The following is a 21,827-nucleotide window of genomic DNA, read 5'->3' on the forward strand; positions in this document are numbered from 1 at the left end:
GAATTGATGTCCAATTGGCCGGGACGGATGAAAAGCGAAGGGCTTGAGACCGTTTGGATTCAGCTTTGTACAGATAGTTCGGTTGATATTCATGTTCGATACTATCGAAGGTCCTGTGACCGCCGAAAAGGAAAAAGATATAAAGGTGCATACGCTGGCTTAATCCTTCTTGGAATCCATGATCGCTGCTCGCCTGCTTTGGCTTCTATGGTGAGTTCTTGGTCAGCCTTATTAAGTTCTTTTGAAGAAGTCCGTCAAGTGCTTTGTGACCGTGGGATGACGTTGGGTATAAAGGTCATCCGTAAACTGACCTATCGGTACGCAGAGCGGGCTCGAGCCGAACAACAAGCGGGCCGAATCCCATTAAATGATAGAGATTTACTTGAAGGGCGGCGAGTCGTTATCAGCACTGATGGTGGCCGCACTCGGCTCAGAGAGAAGAAAAGGGGACCAAAAACCCAAAAGGATAGAACCCGATTTCGTGGGGCATGGCGAGAACCCAAGCTTTTGATCATTTATGTAGTGGACGCCCATGGAAAACAAGAAAAAAGCTTTTCACCATTTATTGATGGCTGTTTCAATGGACCGGATGGTGTATTCCACTTGTTAAAGGGTTATTTGAACTCCCTTCATATTCAGAACTCAGACAAAATACTGTTTGTTGCAGATGGGGCACATTGGATTTGGAATCGAATCCCCGGACTGCTAAAAGCATTGGGTTTGGCTCCTGAGCGTGTGTATGAACTTCTCGATTTCTACCATGCAGTTGAGCATCTGGGTACAGTAGCAGGCTTAAGGAAGACCTGGTCATCCAAGGAACGCAAACGCTGGGTATCGAAGCAGCGAGGTCTTCTGCTGAAGGGAAAGGCGATTGAGGTGGTACAGGCCGTCCAGAAGCTTTGTAGAGGCAGAAACAGTAAGGCTATCAAGACGGAACGGGATTATTTTGTGCGCAATGAACTGAGGCTTAATTTCTCAACTGTAAAAGCGTTGAACTTACCTATTGGCAGCGGTGCTATTGAAAGTTCGATTCGGAGAGTCGTGAATTTACGTCTTAAAGGTCCATGCATCTTTTGGTATCGGGAGAATGCAGAAAAAATGATTATGCTGCGATCATTTTATAAAGCAGGGCGTTGGAACTGCCTGAAGCAGATGGCAAACATGCACAATCCAGTGCCAGCGGTATAACCGGGAAAATGGGAATGCGCCCAGTTTCCGGCCCAGCAGATCCATGGCCTGGATGCCGGTGGTGCCTTCATGGATAGGGTGGATGCGCATATCCCGAAAATGCTGCTCCACGGGAAAATCATCGCAATACCCGTATCCCCCGAAACACTGGATGGCGGCAGAGGTGGAAAAGACACCCATTTCAGAAGGATAGGTTTTGGCCACCGGGGTGAGCAGCTCCAAGAGCAGGTGGCAGTCCTTTTGTTCAGGGTCTTTTGAATAAATATCCTCGTACATCCCGCAGTGGAGAATCAGGGCCAGGGATCCTTCGGTAACGGCCCGCTGGAAGAGCAGCATCCGCCTCACGTCCGAATGCTGGATAATGGGCACGGGATCCGAATCCTTAGCAGCTGTGACCGCTCTTCCCTGGCATCGGGTTCGGGCATATTCCAGGGCAGAATTATAGGCGGCCGTGGCAATGGCTGTGGCCCCCATTCCCACCTCAAGCCTTGCGTTGTTCATCATCTGGAACATATAGGAAAGCCCCTTGTGGGGGTCTCCCACCAGATACCCGAGGCAGTCGTCTTTTTCTCCAAATTTCAAACCCGTGATGGGGGCCCCTCGGTAGCCCAACTTATGAAAGACCTGGGTTACAATCACATCGTTGAACACAGTATCACCCGCTTCTTCCCGGAACTTGGGCACGGCAAAAAGAGAAATCCCCCGCACCCCTGGTTTGGCACCGTCAATCCGGGCCAGCATGAGATGAACCACATTGTCCGCCCCGTCATGATCCCCGGCTGAAATAAAGATTTTCTCCCCCACAATTTTATAGATCCCCTCTTTAAAAGGGGTAGCTGTGGCCGCCAGGTCCCCCAGGGACGTCCCGGCTTCAGGCTCGGTCAGGGCCATGGTGCCCTGGACTTGACCTGCCAGCATTTTGGGCAGAAATTTTTTCTTCAGCGCTTCATCTCCGAAACTTAAAATCAGCTTGGCCGCCCCAATGGTCAGTCCGGCATAGACCGAGGCTGAATAATTGGCCGTGGCAAAGATAAAATTGATACAATGAAGCAATGAGGCCGGCATATCCTCCCCGTCCCATTGTTCGGGAAAGGTGGCGGATATCCACCCGTCCTGACCTAAAAGTGCCAACATGGGCCGGACCCCGGCATGGACCTTTACCCGGCCATTTTCCAGACACGGGGGATTTTTATCCATCTCTTCAAACATGGGGTGCATGACCTTAACACCGATATCCAGGGCGGCCTTGAACACCATATCCATGGTTTTCGGGGTATGGCCGTTTAAAATATCTCCTTCTCTAAATCTGCTTTGGCGGGAACCCAAGGTAAACTTGAGGTTCTGCATGCTCATAAACTTATCAGTCATAGATTTTTCCCTGTATTAAGACTATTTAATTCCCTTTAAAAATTCAGGATCCATAAATTCCGGGTGGGGATAGGTATAAAATCCTTTTTTAGTTTTAATCCCAAGCTCCCCTCTGTCCACATAGGATTTAAGAAAGGCTGCATTGCGCTGCCCCTGGGGATCTTTTTTCTTTTTGGCCCAATAATCTGTCACCTGATAGACCGTGCCAAGGCCGATGGAGTCCATAATTCCAAAGGGACCCACCAGGGTTCTCATGATGCCCATCCAGGCCCGGTCAATATCCCTTACATCCGCCACCTGCCTTGCGGCCAGGGTCAGGGCAGATCCCATCCATTCGGAAAGCATGGTATTGAACACATACCCGTGCTGCTCTTTTTTCAATTCAATGGGGAATTGATCAATGGCCGTACAAAAATCTCTCACCGCCCCAAGGGTTTCAGAAGAGGTGCCCGGATGGGGCATGATATCCACCACATTGGTGGTCTGAAGGTCATGGAAATGCAGTGCGCAGAACCTATCCGGCCGTCCTGTGGCCTCAGAGATCATCGAGGGCACAAGGGTGGAGGTGTTGGTGGTGAAAATGGTGTGCTCAGGGCAGATGGGGTTAAATAAAGAAAAGACCTCCTGTTTGATCCTGGGGTCTTCGGGCACGGATTCATTGATGAAATCCGCATTTTTTCCTGCAGTTTCAGGATCAGATGTAAAATGAATCCGTGCCAGACCCTGCTTAGCCTGGTCCGGGGTGATCCTGTTTGCCCGGACAAGCCGTTGGGCAAGGTCGGGCATCCGTTTTTGAGCAGATTCAAGGGCAGATTCAAAGGGGTCAAAAATAGAGACATCAAATCCGGATGCCGCAGATTGAAGGCCGATCTGTACCCCCATGGTTCCCCCGCCCAGAATCACCACCTTTTGAAACTTTGGATTACGGCGTTGAGACATGAGATATTTCTCCTTTAAATTAGCATGCCCCCGTCAGAAATGATACATGCACCGGTGGTATAGGAAGCCGCATCAGAGACCAGGTAAAGAACGGTTCCGGCCATTTCCGAAGGCTGGGCATATCGGCCCATGGGAATCTGGGCCAGGGCATGCTGGCAGATTTCTTCAGACCCGATAATGGCCGAGGCAAATTTGGTATCTGTCAGTCCCGGCAATAGCGCATTCACCCGAATCCCCTTGGGGGCAAGTTCCCGGGCCAAGGTCTTGGTCATGTTGACAAGGGCAGCCTTGGTGGCGGAATACACCCCCTGGAAAAGACCGGGACGCACCGCATTGATTGAAGATACATTCACAATGGCGCCCCCGTTTTCCATGAGGGGAACCGCATACTTGACCATAAAAAAGGGGCCTTTGATATTCACGTCCAGGGTTTTGTCCCAAAAGCCCTCATCGGCCGTGATCATCTCTCCAAAATGGGGGTTGGTGGCAGCATTGTTCACCAGGATATCCAACCGGCCGTATTTTTCCATGATACTCTCGTAAAGTGCCTTGATCTGGTCTGGGTAGCCGGTATGACAGGCCATGGCCTCGGCCTTATGGCCGGCGTCCAGAATCTCCCGGGCTGCAGTCTCAAGATTTTCCGGCCGTCGGCTCACCAGGATGCAGCGGGCCCCGCACTCGGCCATTTTTTTGGCAACGGCCAGGCCGATACCCCGGCTAGCCCCTGTAATCACGGCAACTTTTGAACTTAAATCAAATTCTTTCATCCTGAATCTCCTTATTTTGTATGATTTTGTCTTAAATCCTTGAATTTTCAACAATGGACAGGGCTTTTTTTTCCAGGGCGTGAACCCCGAAAATAAGCATGGCAAACCGCTTGTTCCGGGTCAGACCGTTAAAATACCGATGGTAAATCTGCTGGGCAATCACTGCCAGGCGAAAAAGACCGAAACAATAATAATAGTCAAATTGGCTCACGTCCCGCCCGGTCTTTTGGCTGTAGCGCTCAATGATCTGCTGACGGGTCAGGGCGCCGGGGATGTGGGTGGGCATGGTCCGCATCATCTGCATCTCCTGGGGATCATCCTGCTCCACCCAATAGGCAAGACTATTGCCAAGATCCATGAGCGGATCCCCGTAAGTGGCCATTTCCCAGTCTAATATCCCCGTAATTTCCCGGGGCTGGTCCGGATCGAGCACCAGGTTATCCAATTTATAATCATTGTGAACCATGACAGGAGAGTCTGTATCTTCGGGCATATGCCGGGCCAGCCAGGCCATGAGAAATTCGCAGTCCGGGGCATCTTGGGTCACAGCTTTTTGGTACCGACGGCTCCACCCCTCAACCTGGCGTTTGACATAGCCGGCAGGTTTACCAATGGATAAAAGACCTGTGGCCGCCATGTCTATGGAATGAATTTCCACCAGAGTGTCGATAAAATTTTCGCAGAGGATTCCGGCCCCTTGGGGTGAAAAACAAAGGCCCGGGGGCAGGTCCTTTCTCAGGATAATACCTGATAATTTTTCCATGACAAAAAAAGGCGCGCCGATCAGGGAAACATCATCGCAATAGGCCAGGGGTCTGGGGCATCGGGGAAAGACCGGGAAAAGAGCTGAAAGCAGGTTGAATTCCCGGGCCATATCATGGCCCTTGTCCACCTTGGCCCCGATGGGAGGTCGTCGGAGCACCATTTCCCGATTCCCTGCCCGGATCATATAGGTGAGATTGGAAAACCCGCTGGGAAACTGGGAAATTTCCATTTTTCGGGAATGTTCAGAATTCTGTGTCACGGTTTCGGTTCCCGGATCTGCCTCAGCGCCAGCGGAAGTAAAAGTCAGGTCCGAGAATGGGCCTTCAATCAGCCACGTCGGAGGAGTTGATTTTTGCTGGAGTGGAGTTCCTGGAACCATCTTTTCCATCTGTAAATAAATCCCTATCAAATTCCCAGCTCTTTATCCAGCCGGCCTTCAAAGAAAATTGCCAACTGGGAAATTGTCAGTGACCAATTTTGAATCGGCATTGTCCATTTTTTACTGGCGTTCTGGATCCCCATGTAAAGCAGCTTTAACAGGCTGTCCTGGTTCGGGAATGATCCCTTTGTTTTGGTCAGTTTTCGAAACTGTCGATGCACAGCCTCAATGGTATTTGTGGTGTATATTATCCGTCGAATCTCTTCTGGATATTTAAAGAAATGACTGAGGCGTTCCCAGTTGTTCCGCCAGGATTTTATCACAATCGGGTATTTGTCATTCCATTTATTTTCCAAGATATCCAGTTCTTCTTCGGCCAGATCCTTATTGACCGCTTTATAAACACGTTTTAGATCTGCCATAAATTCCTTTTTATTTTTGGAACCAACGTATTTCAATGAATTTCGGATCTGGTGGACTACGCAGAGTTGAACTTCTGTGTCCGGGAATATGGTCTCAATGGCCTCGGGAAAACCTTTCAGACCATCAACACAGGCAATCAGGATATCTTTTACCCCTCGGTTTGAAAGGTCTGTTAACACCTGCAGCCAGAAGTTCGCACCCTCATTCTCGGATATGTACAGCCCAAGAACCTCTTTGCGGCCCTCGATATTCACCCCAAGAATTGTGTAAACGGCTTTGCTGCCGACCTTTCCGTTTTCTCGTACTTTATAATGTATGGCATCAAGCCATACGATTGGGTACACATTTTCCAACGGCCTGGCCTGCCATTCTTTGACGGTATGGATGATTTTATCGGTAATGGTGCTCAGAGTGGCATTTGAAATCTCAAGTCCATAGATTTCCTGTAAATGGGAAGCCATATCATTATAACTCATGCCCAGGCCGTAAAGGGCTATTATCTTTCTTTCAATTTCATCGCTGAGCGTTGTCTGATGTTTTTTGACGATCTGTGGAGAGAAGGTTCCGGCCCTGTCACGCGGGGTTTTTAGCTCAAATTTATCATCCAGGGATTTAATGGTCTTTTTGCTTTTTCCATTACGGCGGTTGGCAGAAACTTCCTGCCCGAGATGGGACTCCAACTCTCCTTCAAGAGCAGCTTCAGCAAGATTTTTGATTAATGATGTAAGGACGCCGCCCTTACCTGTGAAGGGTTTACCTTCCTGGATGCCTTTAAGGGCTTTTTGAAAATCAAATTCGGTGTTTTCTTCGGTCATGTCAGTTCTCCTTATTTAGCTGAGTATATCAGCTTTCATTCAACTGACACAGAATTTTGAACGCCCTCATTTTTTCCGGCAGATCCAGTATCTTTGACCTTAAAAATTCAGATACAACCTCAACCTCAATCTCCTCACCCGGCCTGACCCGGGCAGCCTTGTCAATTTCTGCCATTGATCTTGTCCTCTTTAGTGTTATGAAACAAACCCAATGCCCGAAAATACCGATCCTGTCTATTTTAGAACTTGTCCGGGCACCCGCCCAGGGATATCCGCTTGTACACGGCAAAACCCTTCCACCATTTATACACAGCAAAATCCTTCCACCATGGCCAGTACATGGTCGGCAAACTGGTCCACCGTAATCTTCTGGCGGGTATATTTCCACCGTTTTAAATACCATTCCTGCTGAAGGGCCTTGATCATGGAGGCGGTCAACTCATGGTTTCCCGGCTTGAATACCCCTTTGGCCTCACCAAGTTCCAGAATATCGGAAAGCATTTTCTGGGTATGCTCTTCCATGGCCTTGACTGCCTCAACCCCTGCCGGCTTAAGATTCCGGGCCTCCATAAAGGTGAAATAAAACCAGGGCCGAAACAATTCAGATAAAAAAATATGGGCTTTTACAGCGGCCCGCAGCTTTTCCAAAGGGTCATCCTCTTTCAGGGCAAAGGGTGCCAAAGCCTCTTTAACCATGGTCCGGCCCTGGTTCTGGATAATGGCCAGCAATTGGTCTTTTCCCGGGAAATAGGCATAAAGCGCCCCTAAACTCATCTTGGTTTTAAGGCTTAAATCCCTCATGCTCATGGCCTGGAACCCCTTGGTATAGGCGATGCTGAAAACGGCTGAAAATATTTTATCCAGGTTGGCCACGGCGGTTTTTTCCGTTTTAATGCGCATGGCATCCTGGTTGGCTAAAAAGACCTGCCTGGAAATATCCAGGCCCCGGGCCGCATATATTTTTTTAAATTCTGAATAATCCATTGGCAAAGTCTCAGGCATAGGATTTGAGTATTCGTTTGGCAAGGGAGGTTTTATGAACCTCGTCTGCCCCGTCATAAATTCTTGCCGCCCGCTCATGGCGATAGAACCAGGCCAGGATGGTATCATCTGTCATGCCTAAGCCCCCGTGAACCTGGAGGGCCCGGTCCACAATCCGGCCCATGGTGTTGGCCACAACAAATTTAATCATGGAAATAGAGTCCCGGGCCGCAGACGCCCCCACATGGTCAATCTGCCAGGCGGAATTAAGGGTCAAAAGCCTGGCCGCTTCCAGCTCTGCCGCAGATTCGGCAATCCAGTTCTGGATGGTCTGGCGGGTGGCCAGGGTCTTGCCCGAAGGGGAAATCACCCGGGTGTTGGCCCTTTGGCACATGAGATCAAAGGAGCGCTTACAGATCCCAAGCCACCGCATGCAATGGTGAATCCGTCCAGGTCCCAGCCGGTCCTGGGCCATGACAAAGCCCTGGCCTTCTTTGCCCAAAAGATGGGCCTGAGGCACCCTGCAGGATTCAAACAAAATTTCACCGTGGCTGAAATAATCATCTCCCTCATGGCCCATGACCAGAATATTTCTTACCAGGTTAAAGCCTTGGGTCTTGGCGGGCACAATAATCATGCTGGCCTTGAGATAGGTGTGGGCCTCGGGATTTGTGACGGCCATGACAATGGCAAAGTCGGCCCCGTCCGCTACCGTGGTATACCATTTATGACCATCGATAATATAGTCTGAGCCCTCTTTTCGGGCCGTGGTCTCAAGCATCACCGGGTTTGAACCCGGCATATCCACCTCGGTCATGGCAAAACAAGACCGGATGTCGCCCTGGACCAGGGGATTGAGCCAGCGTTTTTTTTGTTCATCATTGCCGTGGGCATGGAGGATTTCCACATTCCCGGCATCCGGGGCCTGGCACCAGAGCACATAATGCCCCAAAGGAGACCTGCCCAGGGCTTCTGATACCAGCCCGTGCTCCACAAGGGAAAGTCCCATGCCTCCGCATTCTAAAGGAAAATTCGGGGCCCAGAGCTCCATTTTCTTCACCATGGCCTGTTTTTCCCGAAGTTTGGGAAGCATCTCTTTGAAATCCTTGACCATGAACTCGGGCTCTAAGGGGATCAGCTCCTGGTCCACAAACTCATTGATCATGGCGACAATGGTCTGAATCCGGTCTGATATTTGAAAATCCATAGTAAATCTCCTTTCCTTAACGGGTGATGACTCATACTAATCCGGCCTTGCTAAAGAAGTCAAGAAAAATAACGAACGAATGTTCGTTATTTTTTATCTAAAAAACAGCGGATAAATTCAATAAGATCCGCCTGGATAAAAAGGTCGGAATGCCTGGATATGGGGGCGTCTGGATTCTTATTAATACTCACCACCCATTTGGACTGGGACATACCGGCCAAATGCTGGGAAGATCCTGAAATCCCGCAGGCAATATAAAGATCCGGTGCCACGCAGGTCCCGGTAATGCCCACCTGAAACGGATAATCCATCCATCCCTTGTCCACCAGAGGGCGGGAAGCCCCCACAGATGCGCCGGGCAACGCCTTTGCAAATTCAAAAATTTGGGCCAGATTCTCTTGTTCCCCAACACCCTGACCTGCCCCCAAAACGATCCGGGCCGATTTAAGGACCGGGCTTCCGGCTTTGGGCCGGGTCACGGATTTTCTTTTCACGGTTTGAGACAGGCAGGTCAGGGGCGACCACTGGACAAAAAAATTTATTTTTTCGGGACAGGGCTTCTTTTCCCGGTGTTTCCAATGGGCCCTCTCTTGCCAAAGCATCCTGGGGGTCTAAGTTGCCCTGTATGTTTAATGTACGCGATTTGGCTGCCATAGCACCGGGCACCAGAGTCAAAACACCCAAAGCGGCGTTGCAGGGACGAACCTTCTGGATCCTGCCGTTGTCCATGACCGGCCGGAAAAAAAAGAGCCCTGCCGGGTCCGCCCCCACCCCAGTTGCCCCTGAAATTGCGCTTGCATTCAGGCGGGCGGCAAGCCCCGGGGCCACCTCCCGTCCCATGGTGGTATGGGCAAAGAGTATCCAGCAAGGACGAATCTGGTCTGCAATATGGGCCAGTCCCTGTTTCAAAGACTCAGGCGTTACCCGGTCCGGAAAAGACAGGGCAATGGTCTTTATCCCGGTCTGTTCGGCCAGTTTCTCAGCCGCGGTCAAAGGCAAGTGAGCCGGAACCAGGATCTGAATTTCAGGCAGAACCTCCTTTGAATCCGCAGGCTCTTGCAGCAAGTCCTGGATCTGTTCTGCCCAGGCCAATACCTCCTGTATCACAGGCCGGATCTCTGCCTTTTGATCCCGGGATTCAACAAGATCTGCCACCACTAAAATGGGCTTCATAAAAGTGCCCTTTTCCTTAAAAAAGAATGAAAGGCCCTGACCTGGTCCTCAAGACTGCCCATGATCCTTTTCCCCTCCCGTGTGCTTTCAGGCAGGGCCAGGCCTGAAAACCGCTCTTTGGGAATGGGATCTTCAAAATCCTGCCCATTTAACCGGGTCACCTTTTTTTCCTTTGCCTTCAGCATTTGGGAAAGCTTTGGATACCCCGGGGTGTATCCCCCGGCCTGGATGGTCACAAGGGCGGGCAACCGGATTTCAAGGGTTTCTCTTACCCCGCCCTCCCATTCTTTCACCGCTGAAATGTTTTCTTCCATAAAAGAGAGCTTGACCACGGCAGTGGCCAGAGAAAAATTTAGATATTCTGCCAGCATGGGCCCGGTATGCCCGGCCATGAGATCCTGGGAGATCACCCCGGTGAGAACAAGATCGTATGACCGTTTTTTTCCCAGGCTTAAAACAGCAGAGGCGATCTGTTGAGCCCGGACAGATGCCGGGACACATCCCCCTGATCTTTCATCCTCCTGGGTCAAAAAATGAAATCCCTGGTCCGCGCCCAGGCCAAAGGCCCGTCTTACCCCCTCTTCCCAGGCAACGGGCCCTGCAGTGATCACATCCACCCAGGCGTCGGCATGGCCGGACTTGACAGCCTCTTGCCTGAGCATCAGTCCGGCCTCAAGGGCAAGGGCTTCAAAGGGGCCGATCATTTGTCCTGAGGCACCCGGTTTTATGCAGACCAATATTTTCATGGATTAACCATATCCTTGAAAACACAAAGAATCAAGAAAAATTACGAACGAACGTTCATTTTTATTTTATCTAAACAGGGTCGGTTATAAAAGAAGGGTTCCAGCACGTTCTTCCGGGGTCCAAAAGCCTGAGCCCCAGTTTTTCCCGCCTTATACCGGCCATGGACTTTCCCATCCGGCTTGCGGCGGCAAGGTCTAAAATTAAATATTTGCAAGGCAGATCAAGATCAATACCCGACCCGTTGAGGATCTGGTCCAGCACCTTGAGATACTCCCCGGTCATCTGCCTAAAGTATAGGACCAGACTTTCCAATTTTGCCTCATTCTTATCTGCGGCAAGGGCAATTTGGTCGGACAGACAAACCGCAGCCGCGACCATGGTTTCCAGCCGGCCTAAACCGTCCAGAAATTGAGGCGCAATTTTAGACACACCCTTCATCTTTTGAATGACCTGGGAGAGGACAAATCCCATGGCCCCGGTCACAGGTCCTGTCATGACCGCATCTTCAATTTTCCTAAACAACAGCACCATATCAGAAAACGCCCGGCCCTCTTTGCCCAAAAGGGTCTCTTGTTCCAGACCACAGTTGTTCATGAGAATTTTGCCATGGGGACTGGGGTTGAAAAAGTCGAGGGTCATGGCCGGACAAACCACCAGGCCCGGGGTCTCTTGGGGCGCCAAAAAAGCTGAGAACGCCTTTTTCCCCTGAAACCAGGTAATCCAGGTTTTGTTTGGCGGCCTTTGCCATCATGTACTTGGGATGGGCGCCTGCCGAAGGCTCGGACACGGCAAAGGCAAGGGTGGCCTTTCCTTTGCAGATCCTTTCCCAGAGAGCCCTTCTTTGGGCAGACAAAAGATATGGGGCCAGAAGATATTGGGCCGTGAGATGATGAATCATCCAGGAGAGGGCCATGCCAAAATTCCCGCCTGAAAAGACAAATGTTCTGCCGGCTTTTACAATGGCCTGGCAGGGGGAAATAGGGCCATGGAAAAGCGTTTCAGGGTTTAACAGCCCCTGGCGCCCCAACAAATCCCAAAGAAGAGAAGGAAAATTCTTGTCATTGCCGAGTTCAGGGGAGATCAAAATATGATTTTGACCGAACCCGGCTATTTTTTCAAAAAATTCTCCTTGATGACCAGAAAGATTTGCCTCCATTTTTCCTCCATGAATCAAAGCACCAGATCCTGAATAAACTCAATGAGCTGGTTTAAATTCCCGCAGGCCCGGGCTTCGTTGCAGTGAAGGGAGTACCGTTTCATCTCCGAATCTCCGGTTCCCCAGAACCGCTCCTGCTCGGGATTAAGCCAGACCACCCTGCGGCATCTCTCCCTCAGGGCTTCCAGCACAGGCTCCCTGGGATTAAAATAGTTGGACCGGCCGTCTCCCATGATGATCAAGGTGGTTTTCTTGTCCAGATCGCTGAGGTGCTCATCCCTAAATGTCTGGAAAACCAGGCCGTAATCCGTCTTGGCATTATAGTTGAGCCGGGTATCCTTTAAAATCTTTTCAACGGCCCGATTGGCGTCATGGGCCAGGAACAGCCCGGTCACATCAAGGGGCTGATCAATGAATATATATGATTTTACCCGGGCAAAACACTCTTGAAGGGAATAAAGGATGTTGAGCATGAACCTGGCCGTGGACCAGACCGATCCGGAGACATCGCAGAGGGTGACGATCTTCCCCTTTCTCAGGGGACGGTCCTTTCTCACAATTTCAACGGGCACGCCCAGATATTTGCTGGATTTCTGAATGGTTTTTTTGACATCCACCATCCCTTTTTTGGCCGCGGCAAACCTGAGGCTGGAAATCTCTTCAAGCTTTCTTACCCATTGGTCAATCACCTCCTGAACCCTTTCCCTTTCTTGATGGGTAAGATTTGAAAACGGGATTTGCCCAAGGCTTGGATACCGTTTATCCCCGGCGCCCGGCCTTTTGAACCCGGCATTGTCCGGGCTTGAATCTTGGTTTAAAAAAACCAGGGCCTTTTCCAGGTGCCGACCTGCCAGGGCTTCAAGGCCCTGGGTGTCCACATCGGCATCAAGGCTGCATAGAAACTGGACCATCCGCTGTTTCATCTGGTTGATGGAGAGCATGATTTCAAGCCTGCCGGTCAGCTGGCCCAGATTGAACTTTACAGCCTGGCTGGCTTTAATTTCCTGGTCATGGATCTTTCTTACGGCTTCTATAAAGGCCTGGGGACGGCCTCGCATAAAATCCATCAAGGCCTGTTCCAAATCGGTTTGTCCGGATTGCCCTGCCTCTTCCATCTTTTGAATATAATCTGCCAAATCAAAAGAAAGGTCCTTGGAAGATGCGGGATCCTCCTGGCCGGGGTCCCCGCCTGGACATTCCGGGGCAGGTCCTTGGGTTACCTGTCCCTTGTTCATCCCGTGGAAAAAAAGCTGGTACAATCGGTCAAACTCGGATTGTTCCCTCCGGCTTTTTGCAAAGTTGGCCTTGAGAATGGTGTGAAATATTCTTTCATCACATGACCCTGCAAGATCAAGCTGGTCAAGACAGTCCAGGACCTCGGCCGTGGAAATCCGCATGCCGTCGACCCTGCAGCAGGAGACAAATTCAAGGACAAGGGTGTCCAAACCTTAAGCCTTTACCAGATCCCGGATTTGTGACCTGACCACCGTGTAATCGCTCTTGTGTTTGCACAGGGTATTTAAGGTGAGATCCAGAATCTCAGGGGTCAGACTCTGTTTTTTGAGAATCATCAAGGATTTTGCCCAGTCAATGGTTTCTGAAATACAGGGTTTTTTCTTAAGATCCAGTTCCCGGATGGCGGCCACGGTTTCCACCACCTGGTTTAAAAGCCGCTCTCCGATTTTGGGCAGTTTTTTGGCCACAATCTCTTTTTCGGTTTCCATGTCTGGATAATCAATATAAATATGGATGCATCTTCTTTTCAGGGCATCGCTCATATCCCTGTAATTGTTGGAGGTCAGAAAAACAAAGGGCTGGGTCCTGGCCTGGATGGTGCCGATTTCAGGGATGGTGACCTGGAAATCTGAAAGCAATTCCAAAAGAAAGGCTTCAAACTCGGGATCGGATTTGTCAATTTCATCCACCAGCAACACCACCGGGGTTTTTGAAGAAATGGCTGCCAGCAGAGGCCGGGTCTGGATAAACCGGTCTGAAAAAAAGGCATCCTCGTGTCGGGCAATCTCGTCAACGGCCCGGGCCAGGCTTGAAGAGGCAGAAACCACCTCATTTATCTTTTCCTTGAGCATCTGGGTGTAGAGCAATTGCTTGGCATAGGCCCATTCATAGAGCGCCTTGGATTCATCCAGCCCTTCATAACATTGGAGCCGTATCATCTCCCGGTCCAGGCAAAGCCCAACGCTTTTGGCCAGCTCTGTTTTTCCCACGCCGGCAGGACCCTCCACCAGCACGGTTTTTTTTGCTTCCTGGGCCAGATAAATAATGGTGGCAATCTCCCTGGACGGAATATACCCCGAAGCCTCCAGCCGCCTATGAACATCCGACACACCCTTGAACATCATTTTTTATTCCCTTCGCCTGTTTACCATTCTAAAACGCATTAGATACCAATTATGGGAATAAAGGGCAAGAATATGATTTTTTGTATGGGGTTAAACAATAAATATGCCCAATCCCCATAATCTTCATTACAATTTTCAGGCCCGGCCGATGGTGGTCATTGTCTGGTAATCGGTCTGGCTCATGGACTGGAGCATATTGATCAAATTAGAGATCAGATCACCGACTTTTTGTCTCATTTTATCGGCCAGCTCCTTGTTGGCCTGGGCCACCTGGGACTCTCCGTCAAGCTCTGCAATGTGGGCATCGATATGTCCTGTGGCCAGACCGGCAACGGCGTTGACCCCGCCTGAAAAACCGCCTGCAATGGTGTTGTAGGCACCAGACTGACCGCCGTAAGCCTGGGCCAGGCTGCTGTTCCCCGCCTTTGCCGCATTAAGGCCCTTGGCCCCGGCACCCATGCCCTTGGCCCCGCCATAGATCTGTATACCGGCAGAAATAGCGCCTGCGGCAAAACTCACCCATGCCTTGGTGCGGAGATCGCCTGCCTTTTCCTTGGCAATCTCCATAATCTCATACCTTTGCTTGCACCCTTCCAAAAGCTGATTGGCCGACTCTTCCCCGGCCATCTCAATCATCAAGAGATATAGCATGGCAAGCATTTTTTTTACGGAGACCTCAGACGTATTTTCATCGGAAAGAACAAAACTGACCGGGTCCGTAAGAATCTCTTTGATATTCTCACCGGTCAGGCCGGTATCTGTTGTAAAATCATCCCAGGCGGCTTTCATCGCTGAAATCTCACTGGCGTCCGAGGTTACCCCGTGGTCGGTATTGATGGTATTGACCGCCGCTTCCATGATCTCTTTCATGGATGCGTCCGGATTTGCCTTTATTGCATCATCAATGGCTTTCCCCACCTCTTCCCGGCTGACACCTTCGGGCACGGCATCCATGATGGAATCCATAACCTTGTCCAATGCCTGATCATCACTGCGAGTTCCCGTGGTTTCTGTATAAAACTGGATATTGCCCAAATTAACGCCCATATCACTCATAATCTATATCTCCTGATTTATGCTTTATTCAAATTTAAAGAGGCATTTAACTCTAAAGACTCAAGGGTGAGGTCCATGGAATCGGCAACATTTCCCCTCATGGCATCAAATATGATGCTCAACACCCTGGCGGCCAGTTCTTCGACCATTTCCTGGGCATCCCCCATCTTATCGATCAGGGCCTGAAGTTCAAGCAGGGCGGCCTGGGCCAGGGCCAGGTCAAGGTTAATGCCGGCACTGGCACCGCTGATGATCCCGTTGGCAATCGAGCATCCCGAAGTCACCATGTTCATGCCGCTTGTGAGCGCGCCAGCCGTGCCTGTGAGCCCGGACAGAGCCGAAGTCGTGCCAAATGAACAGATGGCAGCGGTCGCGGCCAGGGCAAGGTTGATTCCAATACTTGTATACATGCCCACTTTTTCTTCATCCACATCACCGCCGTAGGCATTGATCAGCTTGGCAACGCCTTTTCCCACCTCGGCAAAAAGATCAAGTTCCTCCCCGCATTGCTTGGCAATGGATGAGACCACCATGTTGGCAGCCATGACCGTCAGGGCGGTTGCGGCCACACAAAGGGCAATGCCGGCCGCCGTGCCCACGCCGGATGCAATGGCGACCGCAGCAACGGTCCAGGCTACAGCCGCACCAACACAGGCGGCAATGGTGCCGGCCCAGTTTTTAATGGTGTCAAACATTTTTGCAAACCCGGATTTATTGAGCACCTTGACCCGCTCATCCACCCAGTTCTCATACTCGTCTGTTTGAAGGTCCTTGTTTATCTTTGTATTTTTACTGGTTTCTTCTGCCACGGCATCTTCCAGCTCTCCTTGAAGGGTATGCCACAAGAGCATGAGAAATTCGCGGCTGTCGCCTTCAGGCCCGTTAGGCCCGTATTCTGTGATCACTTTGGCAAGATCGGCAGGTGAAAGCTTGACCGTGTCGGAAAATTCTTCCCATTCAGTGATGATCTTATTGGTTTCTTCAGCCGTTATTTCAGCGCTGAACACCTGGGCAATATGGCTGACAAATTTGCGCGGATCAATTAAATCCATTTTTTTTTCCGGATTTTCCGCCAAAAATGCCGTAATGGCCTGCTCTATGTCCAGTTCAGTCTGATCCGGAAACATATGTTTTAACTCGTTAACAACATCTGAATATTCAGATTGAAACTGCATATATTGTTCTACACTACCTGTACTTCCGGCTCCGCCGACACCTTCAGCCATGGTTCTTTTCTCCTTTAATGATATGCGTTCAGGAATTCAACAGCTCAAGCATCTTTTTTGATCTTTCAACATAGGCCATCTGGTGGATATCCATTTCTTTTGTTCTTAAATTGAATTCAACCGCCATTTCAAACATAAAAATGGCCCGGCCCTTATCCCCCATACCGAAAAAACACTTGCCCATCCTGTAATAAAGCTGGGGCGAGGCCTTTTTTGCTGCGGCAAGTTTATAGATGGAAATGGCCTGGATAAATTTTTCCTGGGCTTCAAACGTTGCCCCAAGCCCTGTCTGAAAACACTCATCTTTGATATCAAAAATAAAAAGGGAGGTAAAAAGGTCCTCTGCCTCTTGATAATTTTCAAGGGAAAAGGCATCAAAGGCTTTTTTGTAAACAGGGCCAAGGGTATTTTTATCCATATTAAAAAGCTCAGGCAGCAAGGGCGCGGCATCCAAATATGCCCGTGCATCCTGTTTTACAAAATCCCACTCTTCTAAAAGTTCTTCTTTGCTGGTACCTTGGTCTTTCAATTGTATCTATCCTTATTTTGTATGTGAAAAAATCATACCTGCTGTTTCATTTTTTGTTGCGGACACCCCAAAAAAACCGGGCAGCCCGTGGCAGGCGACCAAAACACTCCGGTCCAAAAGACCTGGTAAAACAGGTCAGAGAGTTTCAGGACAAGGCTTTTAAAATATTTTTTGCCTTTTGAATATACTTTCTCTTTTCACTCGAACATCTCTTTTCATCACAATCTTGGGCCAGCTGAAACATTTTTACAGCCTCCTGCTTTTTTCCCATATTCATCAGACAATGGCCCGCCCGAAAAGGAGCAACAGGGTCCTGGAAATTGGCCATCATCACTGCCACATAGGCGGTGGCGGCCAGGGCAAAATCTTTTTTCCCTTCAAGGGCACCTGCCAGGCCCAAAAGGGCCCTCATGTCCTTATTGTTGACCACAAGAATCGCCTGGAACAGTAGGGCGGCCTTTTTATAATCCTCAAGGCTCAGGGCATTTTGAGCCTTTACAAATGTGTCCTCGATTTCTTCTTTGGAAATCTTTGTGACCTGGGCAATGGTTTTTCGCCCGTATAAAATGTCGTCCACATACTGGGCCGCATTTTTAAACTCTTTGAGCATCTCTTTTTCTGTAAATTCCGGCATTGATGTATTCATTTATCCTCCTGCTTGTTTTCCCAGGGTTCCTAACAGATCTGTCAAATTACTCACGGCATTGGCAGCCATGAACTCGGCTTCCCCGGAATCCTTGACCGCCATATCCATGTCTGTGGATATGGCCTGAAGTTCGGTTGAAAGTATGTCTTTTTTCTGGCTGATGGCATCGATACAGGTTTGGGCCTGGTCCTCCCCGACCTCGTACTTTTTGTCCTTTTTTTCTACAATATCGCTGAACCTTTTGCCCGTACCCGTTAAAACCTTATCCATCCCGTCCCTGAACGCTTTATCTGCTGTTGGCGGGCTGTCACCCTTACCGTCTGCTGCGGCAGCCTCTGATTTTAAAACATGGGCAGCTTCGGAAAGCTCGAGGGTATCTTTATATTCTTTGTGTTTATCCTTATACCTAACAAGGGTATCTGCCATTGTCTGGGACTGCTGGCCGGCAAAAAAGGATGCCACCACGGCAAAGGCTTCCAAAGGCGAATTTGTCGAGGGCGTTCAAAATTCTGTGTCAGTTAAATGAAAGCTGATATACTCAGCTAAATAAGGAGAACTGACATGACCGAAGAAAACACCGAATTTGATTTTCAAAAAGCCCTTAAAGGCATCCAGGAAGGTAAACCCTTCACAGGTAAGGGCGGCGTCCTTACATCATTAATCAAAAATCTTGCTGAAGCTGCTCTTGAAGGAGAGTTGGAGTCCCATCTCGGGCAGGAAGTTTCTGCCAACCGCCGTAATGGAAAAAGCAAAAAGACCATTAAATCCCTGGATAGTAAATTTGAGCTGGAAACCCCGCGTGACAGGGCCGGAACCTTCTCTCCACAGATCGTCAAAAAACATCAGACAACGCTCAGCGATGAAATTGAAAGAAAGATAATAGCCCTTTACGGCCTGGGCATGAGTTATAATGATATGGCTTCCCATTTACAGGAAATCTATGGACTTGAGATTTCAAATGCCACTCTGAGCACCATTACCGATAAAATCATCCATACCGTCAAAGAATGGCAGGCCAGGCCGTTGGAAAATGTGTACCCAATCGTATGGCTTGATGCCATACATTATAAAGTACGAGAAAACGGAAAGGTCGGCAGCAAAGCCGTTTACACAATTCTTGGGGTGAATATCGAGGGCCGCAAAGAGGTTCTTGGGCTGTACATATCCGAGAATGAGGGTGCGAACTTCTGGCTGCAGGTGTTAACAGACCTTTCAAACCGAGGGGTAAAAGATATCCTGATTGCCTGTGTTGATGGTCTAAAAGGTTTTCCCGAGGCCATTGAGACCATATTCCCGGACACAGAAGTTCAACTCTGCGTAGTCCACCAGATCCGAAATTCATTGAAATACGTTGGTTCCAAAAATAAAAAGGAATTTATGGCAGATCTAAAACGTGTTTATAAAGCGGTCAATAAGGATCTGGCCGAAGAAGAACTGGATATCTTGGAAAATAAATGGAATGACAAATACCCGATTGTGATAAAATCCTGGCGGAACAACTGGGAACGCCTCAGTCATTTCTTTAAATATCCAGAAGAGATTCGACGGATAATATACACCACAAATACCATTGAGGCTGTGCATCGACAGTTTCGAAAACTGACCAAAACAAAGGGATCATTCCCGAACCAGGACAGCCTGTTAAAGCTGCTTTACATGGGGATCCAGAACGCCAGTAAAAAATGGACAATGCCGATTCAAAATTGGTCACTGACAATTTCCCAGTTGGCAATTTTCTTTGAAGGCCGGCTGGATAAAGAGCTGGGAATTTGATAGGGATTTATTTACAGATGGAAAAGATGGTTCCAGGAACTCCACTCCAGCAAAAGTCAACTCCTCCGACGTGGCTGATTGAAGGCCCATTCTCGGACCTGACTTTTACTTCCGCTGGCGCTGAGGCAGATCCGAGAACCGAAACCGTGACACAGAATTCTGAACATTCCCAATTTGTCAGGTTACCCACTTTTTTTGCGGTCCAACTTTCTTCCCCGACATTTCCAAGCTTGCCCTCTTTATGGGCCGTAACCAATACGCCTGTCACTCCAATAGGGTCAGTCATGAGATAATTTCCTATAGGTCTATTCGTAAACGTTTCTTTTTGGCCAATGAAGGCTGCTCTTGTTTTTCAGGGGCCTGGTTTTGCTGCTTTGGCAAAAAAGGTTCAAGGAATTTTAAGGTCTTGGGCAGAGGGTTTGTCCCCTTCTTGCTCACCTGGGTTATGAACATTTCAACACCCTCTTTGTTCAAATCTCCTTTTTGAATCTGTTTTTCAAGGTCAGCAGGAGAGAGACCCAATTGATCAAGGTTGCGTTTATGCTGATCTTGTATTGCCTCAGCCCGTTTGGAAAATTGTTCCAGCCTTTTATCAAGCCCCAGTTGTTCTTTTTTTATTTTTTCAACTTCAACTCTGGCCTTGTTGATGATCTCCATCACCCTTACGGTCATTGCCATGGCATTATTTCCCTATGAATTTGTGTAAAACTCGGTGCAGACCTTGACATATTCCTATGACCGTAATCCATTAATCTGTCCGGTCACCTGTATCCTGTCAGACAACGAAAGGTCCTGTTTCTGCCCTGTTCAAAAAATCTACAACCGCTGTTACTATCTCATAAAATATGGGCGTCCGCAAACTGCGGCCGTCAAATTATTGCCTCTGCCTCTCTTTTTTAAACAAAGGCGGTTCATTCGTTTTAAAGATCTGCCCCGCCGCTGACCCGGTCCCGTCCCTTTGCCTTGGAAAGGTAAAGGGCCTGATCCGCCACTTTCATCACCCCTTCAAGTGAATCTGCGTGAACTGGAAACGCCACCACCCCTAAAGAGGCGGTCAAAGGACCGAGATTATAGCCTTTCCATACAAGCTCAAGGCCTTTAATTTTCTCTCTCAACTGCTCTGCCCGCGCAAGATAATTTGTGTATTCCCCAGTGCCCAGCAGAATAAAAAATTCCCCCCCCCAAAAACCTGCAGACAACATCCTCAGACCTGACCTCGGCCTTGAGCAGGGCCGCAACCCTTTTCAGGACTTCATCCCCGGCGTCATGGCCAAACCGGTCATTGATCCGTTTAAAATAATCAAGATCCACCATAATCATGCCCAGACTGGCTTTGGACCGTTTTGCCTTTTTAATTTCACGGGCCAGCACATCCCCCATATACCGCCGGTTGTACAGGCTGGTCAAAGGATCCATGATGGTCAACTCACGCAGTTTTCTTTTGAGCCGAATATTGGATATGGCCATGGAAAGATATTCGGTTGTGATAAAGGCAAGCCCCTTGCACCTTGACGACAAGGCGTCTTGTTGAGTTCCGTGCAGGCAAAACAGGCCGAAGGCGTCTTTGGCCTGGCGAAAAGGGGTACACAAGCCTCCGCAGCCGCAATCAATACAAGCCTTTTTTTGAGACTCAAACACATCCACAGCCGTTCCCTCCAAGAGCGCGGAACAATCTTTTACAGGAAAATCATTTCCAGCATCCTCTTTTTCGGGCCAGGCAAATACGGAAACAAGCTGGCCGGAGCGTTCATCGTTGAGAAACACCCGTCCTTGGGTACGGGGAAAGAGCCGGGGCAGGTACCAGTAAATCACCTCAATAATTTCACCTTCCCCTTCACAACTCTGGAGCAGCATGGCCAGTCCGGATAATAGTGTCAGCTTATCTGAATCTTGATTTAGGCTCACTTTAGTCCCTCGTATTTAAAGGTTATAAAACCAAACGCAGCACATTGTTGTTATCCTCTCTTAAATAGATCACATCTGCGGAAAGCTGTTTGACAAAAAAGATGCCCAGACCGCCGGGGTCCCGTTCATCCAAAGGTGCATCCACATCCGGGTCAGCCATCTCAAGGGGGTTAAATTTTTTTCCATTGTCACGGATTTCAATTTCAAAACCATTTTTTTTATCTTCAACGCCCACGCGTAATAAATCCGTTTTCCAGGTCTGAAAAGGCGTAATTAACTATATTGATAACCACCTCTTCTAAAATCAATTCAATTTGGCCCGACTTTTCCGGGGTTTGAAACGCCATGGGCAGGGCGCTTGAAACATAGGTCTGAATTTTTCGAATCGCCTCAAGCTCGGGCAAAAAAGTTTTTTGTTTCATTT

The 21,827-nt window shown here is 49.2% G+C and carries 26 protein-coding genes; 2 read left to right on the plus strand and 24 right to left on the minus strand.

The window, feature by feature from the left end; all coding sequences use genetic code 11:
• The first annotated feature begins 27 nt into the window (after positions 1-27).
• The gene (locus HUN05_23375; GenBank protein WDP87708.1) at positions 28-1,188 is read left to right on the plus strand and encodes a hypothetical protein; all 1,161 of its coding nucleotides are present in this window, start codon (positions 28-30) and stop codon (positions 1,186-1,188) included.
• Here the strand turns inward: HUN05_23375 and HUN05_23380 are convergent.
• The 19 genes from HUN05_23380 to HUN05_23470 all read right to left on the minus strand — a co-directional run bounded on the left by HUN05_23380 (position 1,114) and on the right by HUN05_23470 (position 18,190).
• Complete coding sequence (locus HUN05_23380) at positions 1,114-2,556, minus strand: acyl-CoA dehydrogenase family protein (protein ID WDP87709.1); 1,443 nt, start codon at positions 2,554-2,556, stop codon at positions 1,114-1,116. The genes HUN05_23375 and HUN05_23380 overlap by 75 nt on opposite strands.
• Positions 2,557-2,577: 21 nt before the next feature.
• On the minus strand, positions 2,578-3,495 hold the full coding sequence (locus HUN05_23385) for a 3-hydroxyacyl-CoA dehydrogenase (GenBank protein ID WDP87710.1): 918 nt from the start codon (positions 3,493-3,495) through the stop codon (positions 2,578-2,580).
• A gap of 14 nt (positions 3,496-3,509) precedes the next feature.
• Positions 3,510-4,262 carry an SDR family oxidoreductase gene (locus tag HUN05_23390; GenBank protein WDP87711.1) on the minus strand — a complete coding sequence of 251 codons (753 nt, stop codon included), beginning with the start codon at positions 4,260-4,262 and terminating at the stop codon, positions 3,510-3,512.
• Between the two features lie 31 nt (positions 4,263-4,293).
• Positions 4,294-5,286, minus strand: a complete 993-nt coding sequence (locus tag HUN05_23395) for a phosphotransferase family protein (protein WDP87712.1) — start codon at positions 5,284-5,286, stop codon at positions 4,294-4,296.
• 146 nt (positions 5,287-5,432) lie between these two features.
• On the minus strand, positions 5,433-6,644 hold the full coding sequence (locus HUN05_23400) for an IS256 family transposase (GenBank protein WDP87713.1): 1,212 nt from the start codon (positions 6,642-6,644) through the stop codon (positions 5,433-5,435).
• Positions 6,645-6,672: 28 nt separating this feature from the next.
• Positions 6,673-6,819: a hypothetical protein gene (locus HUN05_23405; GenBank protein ID WDP87714.1), complete on the minus strand. Its 147-nt coding sequence runs from the start codon at positions 6,817-6,819 to the stop codon at positions 6,673-6,675.
• A 128-nt stretch (positions 6,820-6,947) separates the two neighbouring features.
• Positions 6,948-7,628, minus strand: a complete 681-nt coding sequence (locus HUN05_23410; GenBank protein ID WDP87715.1) for a TetR/AcrR family transcriptional regulator — start codon at positions 7,626-7,628, stop codon at positions 6,948-6,950.
• Between the two features lie 10 nt (positions 7,629-7,638).
• Positions 7,639-8,832, minus strand: a complete 1,194-nt coding sequence (locus HUN05_23415) for an acyl-CoA dehydrogenase family protein (protein WDP87716.1) — start codon at positions 8,830-8,832, stop codon at positions 7,639-7,641.
• A gap of 86 nt (positions 8,833-8,918) precedes the next feature.
• On the minus strand, positions 8,919-9,311 hold the full coding sequence (locus HUN05_23420; GenBank protein WDP87717.1) for an electron transfer flavoprotein subunit alpha/FixB family protein: 393 nt from the start codon (positions 9,309-9,311) through the stop codon (positions 8,919-8,921).
• A complete protein-coding gene (locus HUN05_23425) occupies positions 9,277-10,005 on the minus strand; it encodes a hypothetical protein (protein ID WDP87718.1) in 729 nt (242 codons plus the stop codon). Before HUN05_23425 ends, HUN05_23420 begins: the two co-directional genes overlap by 35 nt.
• The gene (locus tag HUN05_23430) at positions 10,002-10,751 is read right to left on the minus strand and encodes a hypothetical protein (GenBank protein WDP87719.1); all 750 of its coding nucleotides are present in this window, start codon (positions 10,749-10,751) and stop codon (positions 10,002-10,004) included. The genes HUN05_23425 and HUN05_23430 overlap by 4 nt, the downstream gene beginning before the upstream one ends.
• Positions 10,752-10,821: 70 nt before the next feature.
• Entirely contained in the window at positions 10,822-11,391 is a 570-nt protein-coding gene (locus HUN05_23435; protein WDP87720.1) for a hypothetical protein, read from the minus strand.
• Between the two features lie 531 nt (positions 11,392-11,922).
• On the minus strand, positions 11,923-13,353 hold the full coding sequence (locus HUN05_23440; GenBank protein WDP87721.1) for a VWA domain-containing protein: 1,431 nt from the start codon (positions 13,351-13,353) through the stop codon (positions 11,923-11,925).
• Positions 13,354-13,356: 3 nt separating this feature from the next.
• The gene (locus HUN05_23445) at positions 13,357-14,268 is read right to left on the minus strand and encodes a MoxR family ATPase (protein WDP87722.1); all 912 of its coding nucleotides are present in this window, start codon (positions 14,266-14,268) and stop codon (positions 13,357-13,359) included.
• A gap of 135 nt (positions 14,269-14,403) precedes the next feature.
• Positions 14,404-15,324, minus strand: coding sequence for a hypothetical protein (locus HUN05_23450; protein WDP87723.1), 921 nt, complete (start codon positions 15,322-15,324; stop codon positions 14,404-14,406).
• Positions 15,325-15,341: 17 nt separating this feature from the next.
• Entirely contained in the window at positions 15,342-16,550 is a 1,209-nt protein-coding gene (locus tag HUN05_23455; protein WDP87724.1) for a hypothetical protein, read from the minus strand.
• A gap of 28 nt (positions 16,551-16,578) precedes the next feature.
• The gene (locus HUN05_23460; GenBank protein WDP87725.1) at positions 16,579-17,079 is read right to left on the minus strand and encodes a hypothetical protein; all 501 of its coding nucleotides are present in this window, start codon (positions 17,077-17,079) and stop codon (positions 16,579-16,581) included.
• 145 nt (positions 17,080-17,224) lie between these two features.
• Entirely contained in the window at positions 17,225-17,725 is a 501-nt protein-coding gene (locus tag HUN05_23465) for a hypothetical protein (GenBank protein WDP87726.1), read from the minus strand.
• The gene (locus tag HUN05_23470) at positions 17,726-18,190 is read right to left on the minus strand and encodes a hypothetical protein (protein WDP87727.1); all 465 of its coding nucleotides are present in this window, start codon (positions 18,188-18,190) and stop codon (positions 17,726-17,728) included. It lies immediately after the preceding gene.
• Positions 18,191-18,286: 96 nt separating this feature from the next.
• Between HUN05_23470 and HUN05_23475 the strand changes: the two genes are divergently transcribed.
• A complete protein-coding gene (locus tag HUN05_23475; GenBank protein WDP87728.1) occupies positions 18,287-19,498 on the plus strand; it encodes an IS256 family transposase in 1,212 nt (403 codons plus the stop codon).
• A 297-nt stretch (positions 19,499-19,795) separates the two neighbouring features.
• On the opposite strand, the gene HUN05_23480 is transcribed toward HUN05_23475, so the two are convergent.
• The 5 genes from HUN05_23480 to HUN05_23500 form a co-directional block, all read right to left on the minus strand.
• On the minus strand, positions 19,796-20,170 hold the full coding sequence (locus tag HUN05_23480; protein WDP87729.1) for a hypothetical protein: 375 nt from the start codon (positions 20,168-20,170) through the stop codon (positions 19,796-19,798).
• Positions 20,171-20,418: 248 nt separating this feature from the next.
• The gene (locus HUN05_23485) at positions 20,419-20,700 is read right to left on the minus strand and encodes a diguanylate cyclase (GenBank protein ID WDP87730.1); all 282 of its coding nucleotides are present in this window, start codon (positions 20,698-20,700) and stop codon (positions 20,419-20,421) included.
• Positions 20,597-21,352 carry a GGDEF domain-containing protein gene (locus HUN05_23490; protein ID WDP87731.1) on the minus strand — a complete coding sequence of 252 codons (756 nt, stop codon included), beginning with the start codon at positions 21,350-21,352 and terminating at the stop codon, positions 20,597-20,599. Before HUN05_23490 ends, HUN05_23485 begins: the two co-directional genes overlap by 104 nt.
• Positions 21,353-21,425: 73 nt before the next feature.
• The gene (locus tag HUN05_23495; GenBank protein ID WDP87732.1) at positions 21,426-21,638 is read right to left on the minus strand and encodes an ATP-binding protein; all 213 of its coding nucleotides are present in this window, start codon (positions 21,636-21,638) and stop codon (positions 21,426-21,428) included.
• Positions 21,628-21,825, minus strand: coding sequence for a hypothetical protein (locus tag HUN05_23500; protein ID WDP87733.1), 198 nt, complete (start codon positions 21,823-21,825; stop codon positions 21,628-21,630). Before HUN05_23500 ends, HUN05_23495 begins: the two co-directional genes overlap by 11 nt.
• Between the last annotated feature and the right edge of the window lie 2 nt (positions 21,826-21,827).

Source organism: Desulfobacter sp. (assembly GCA_028768545.1).
Classification (GTDB): Bacteria; Desulfobacterota; Desulfobacteria; order Desulfobacterales; family Desulfobacteraceae; genus Desulfobacter.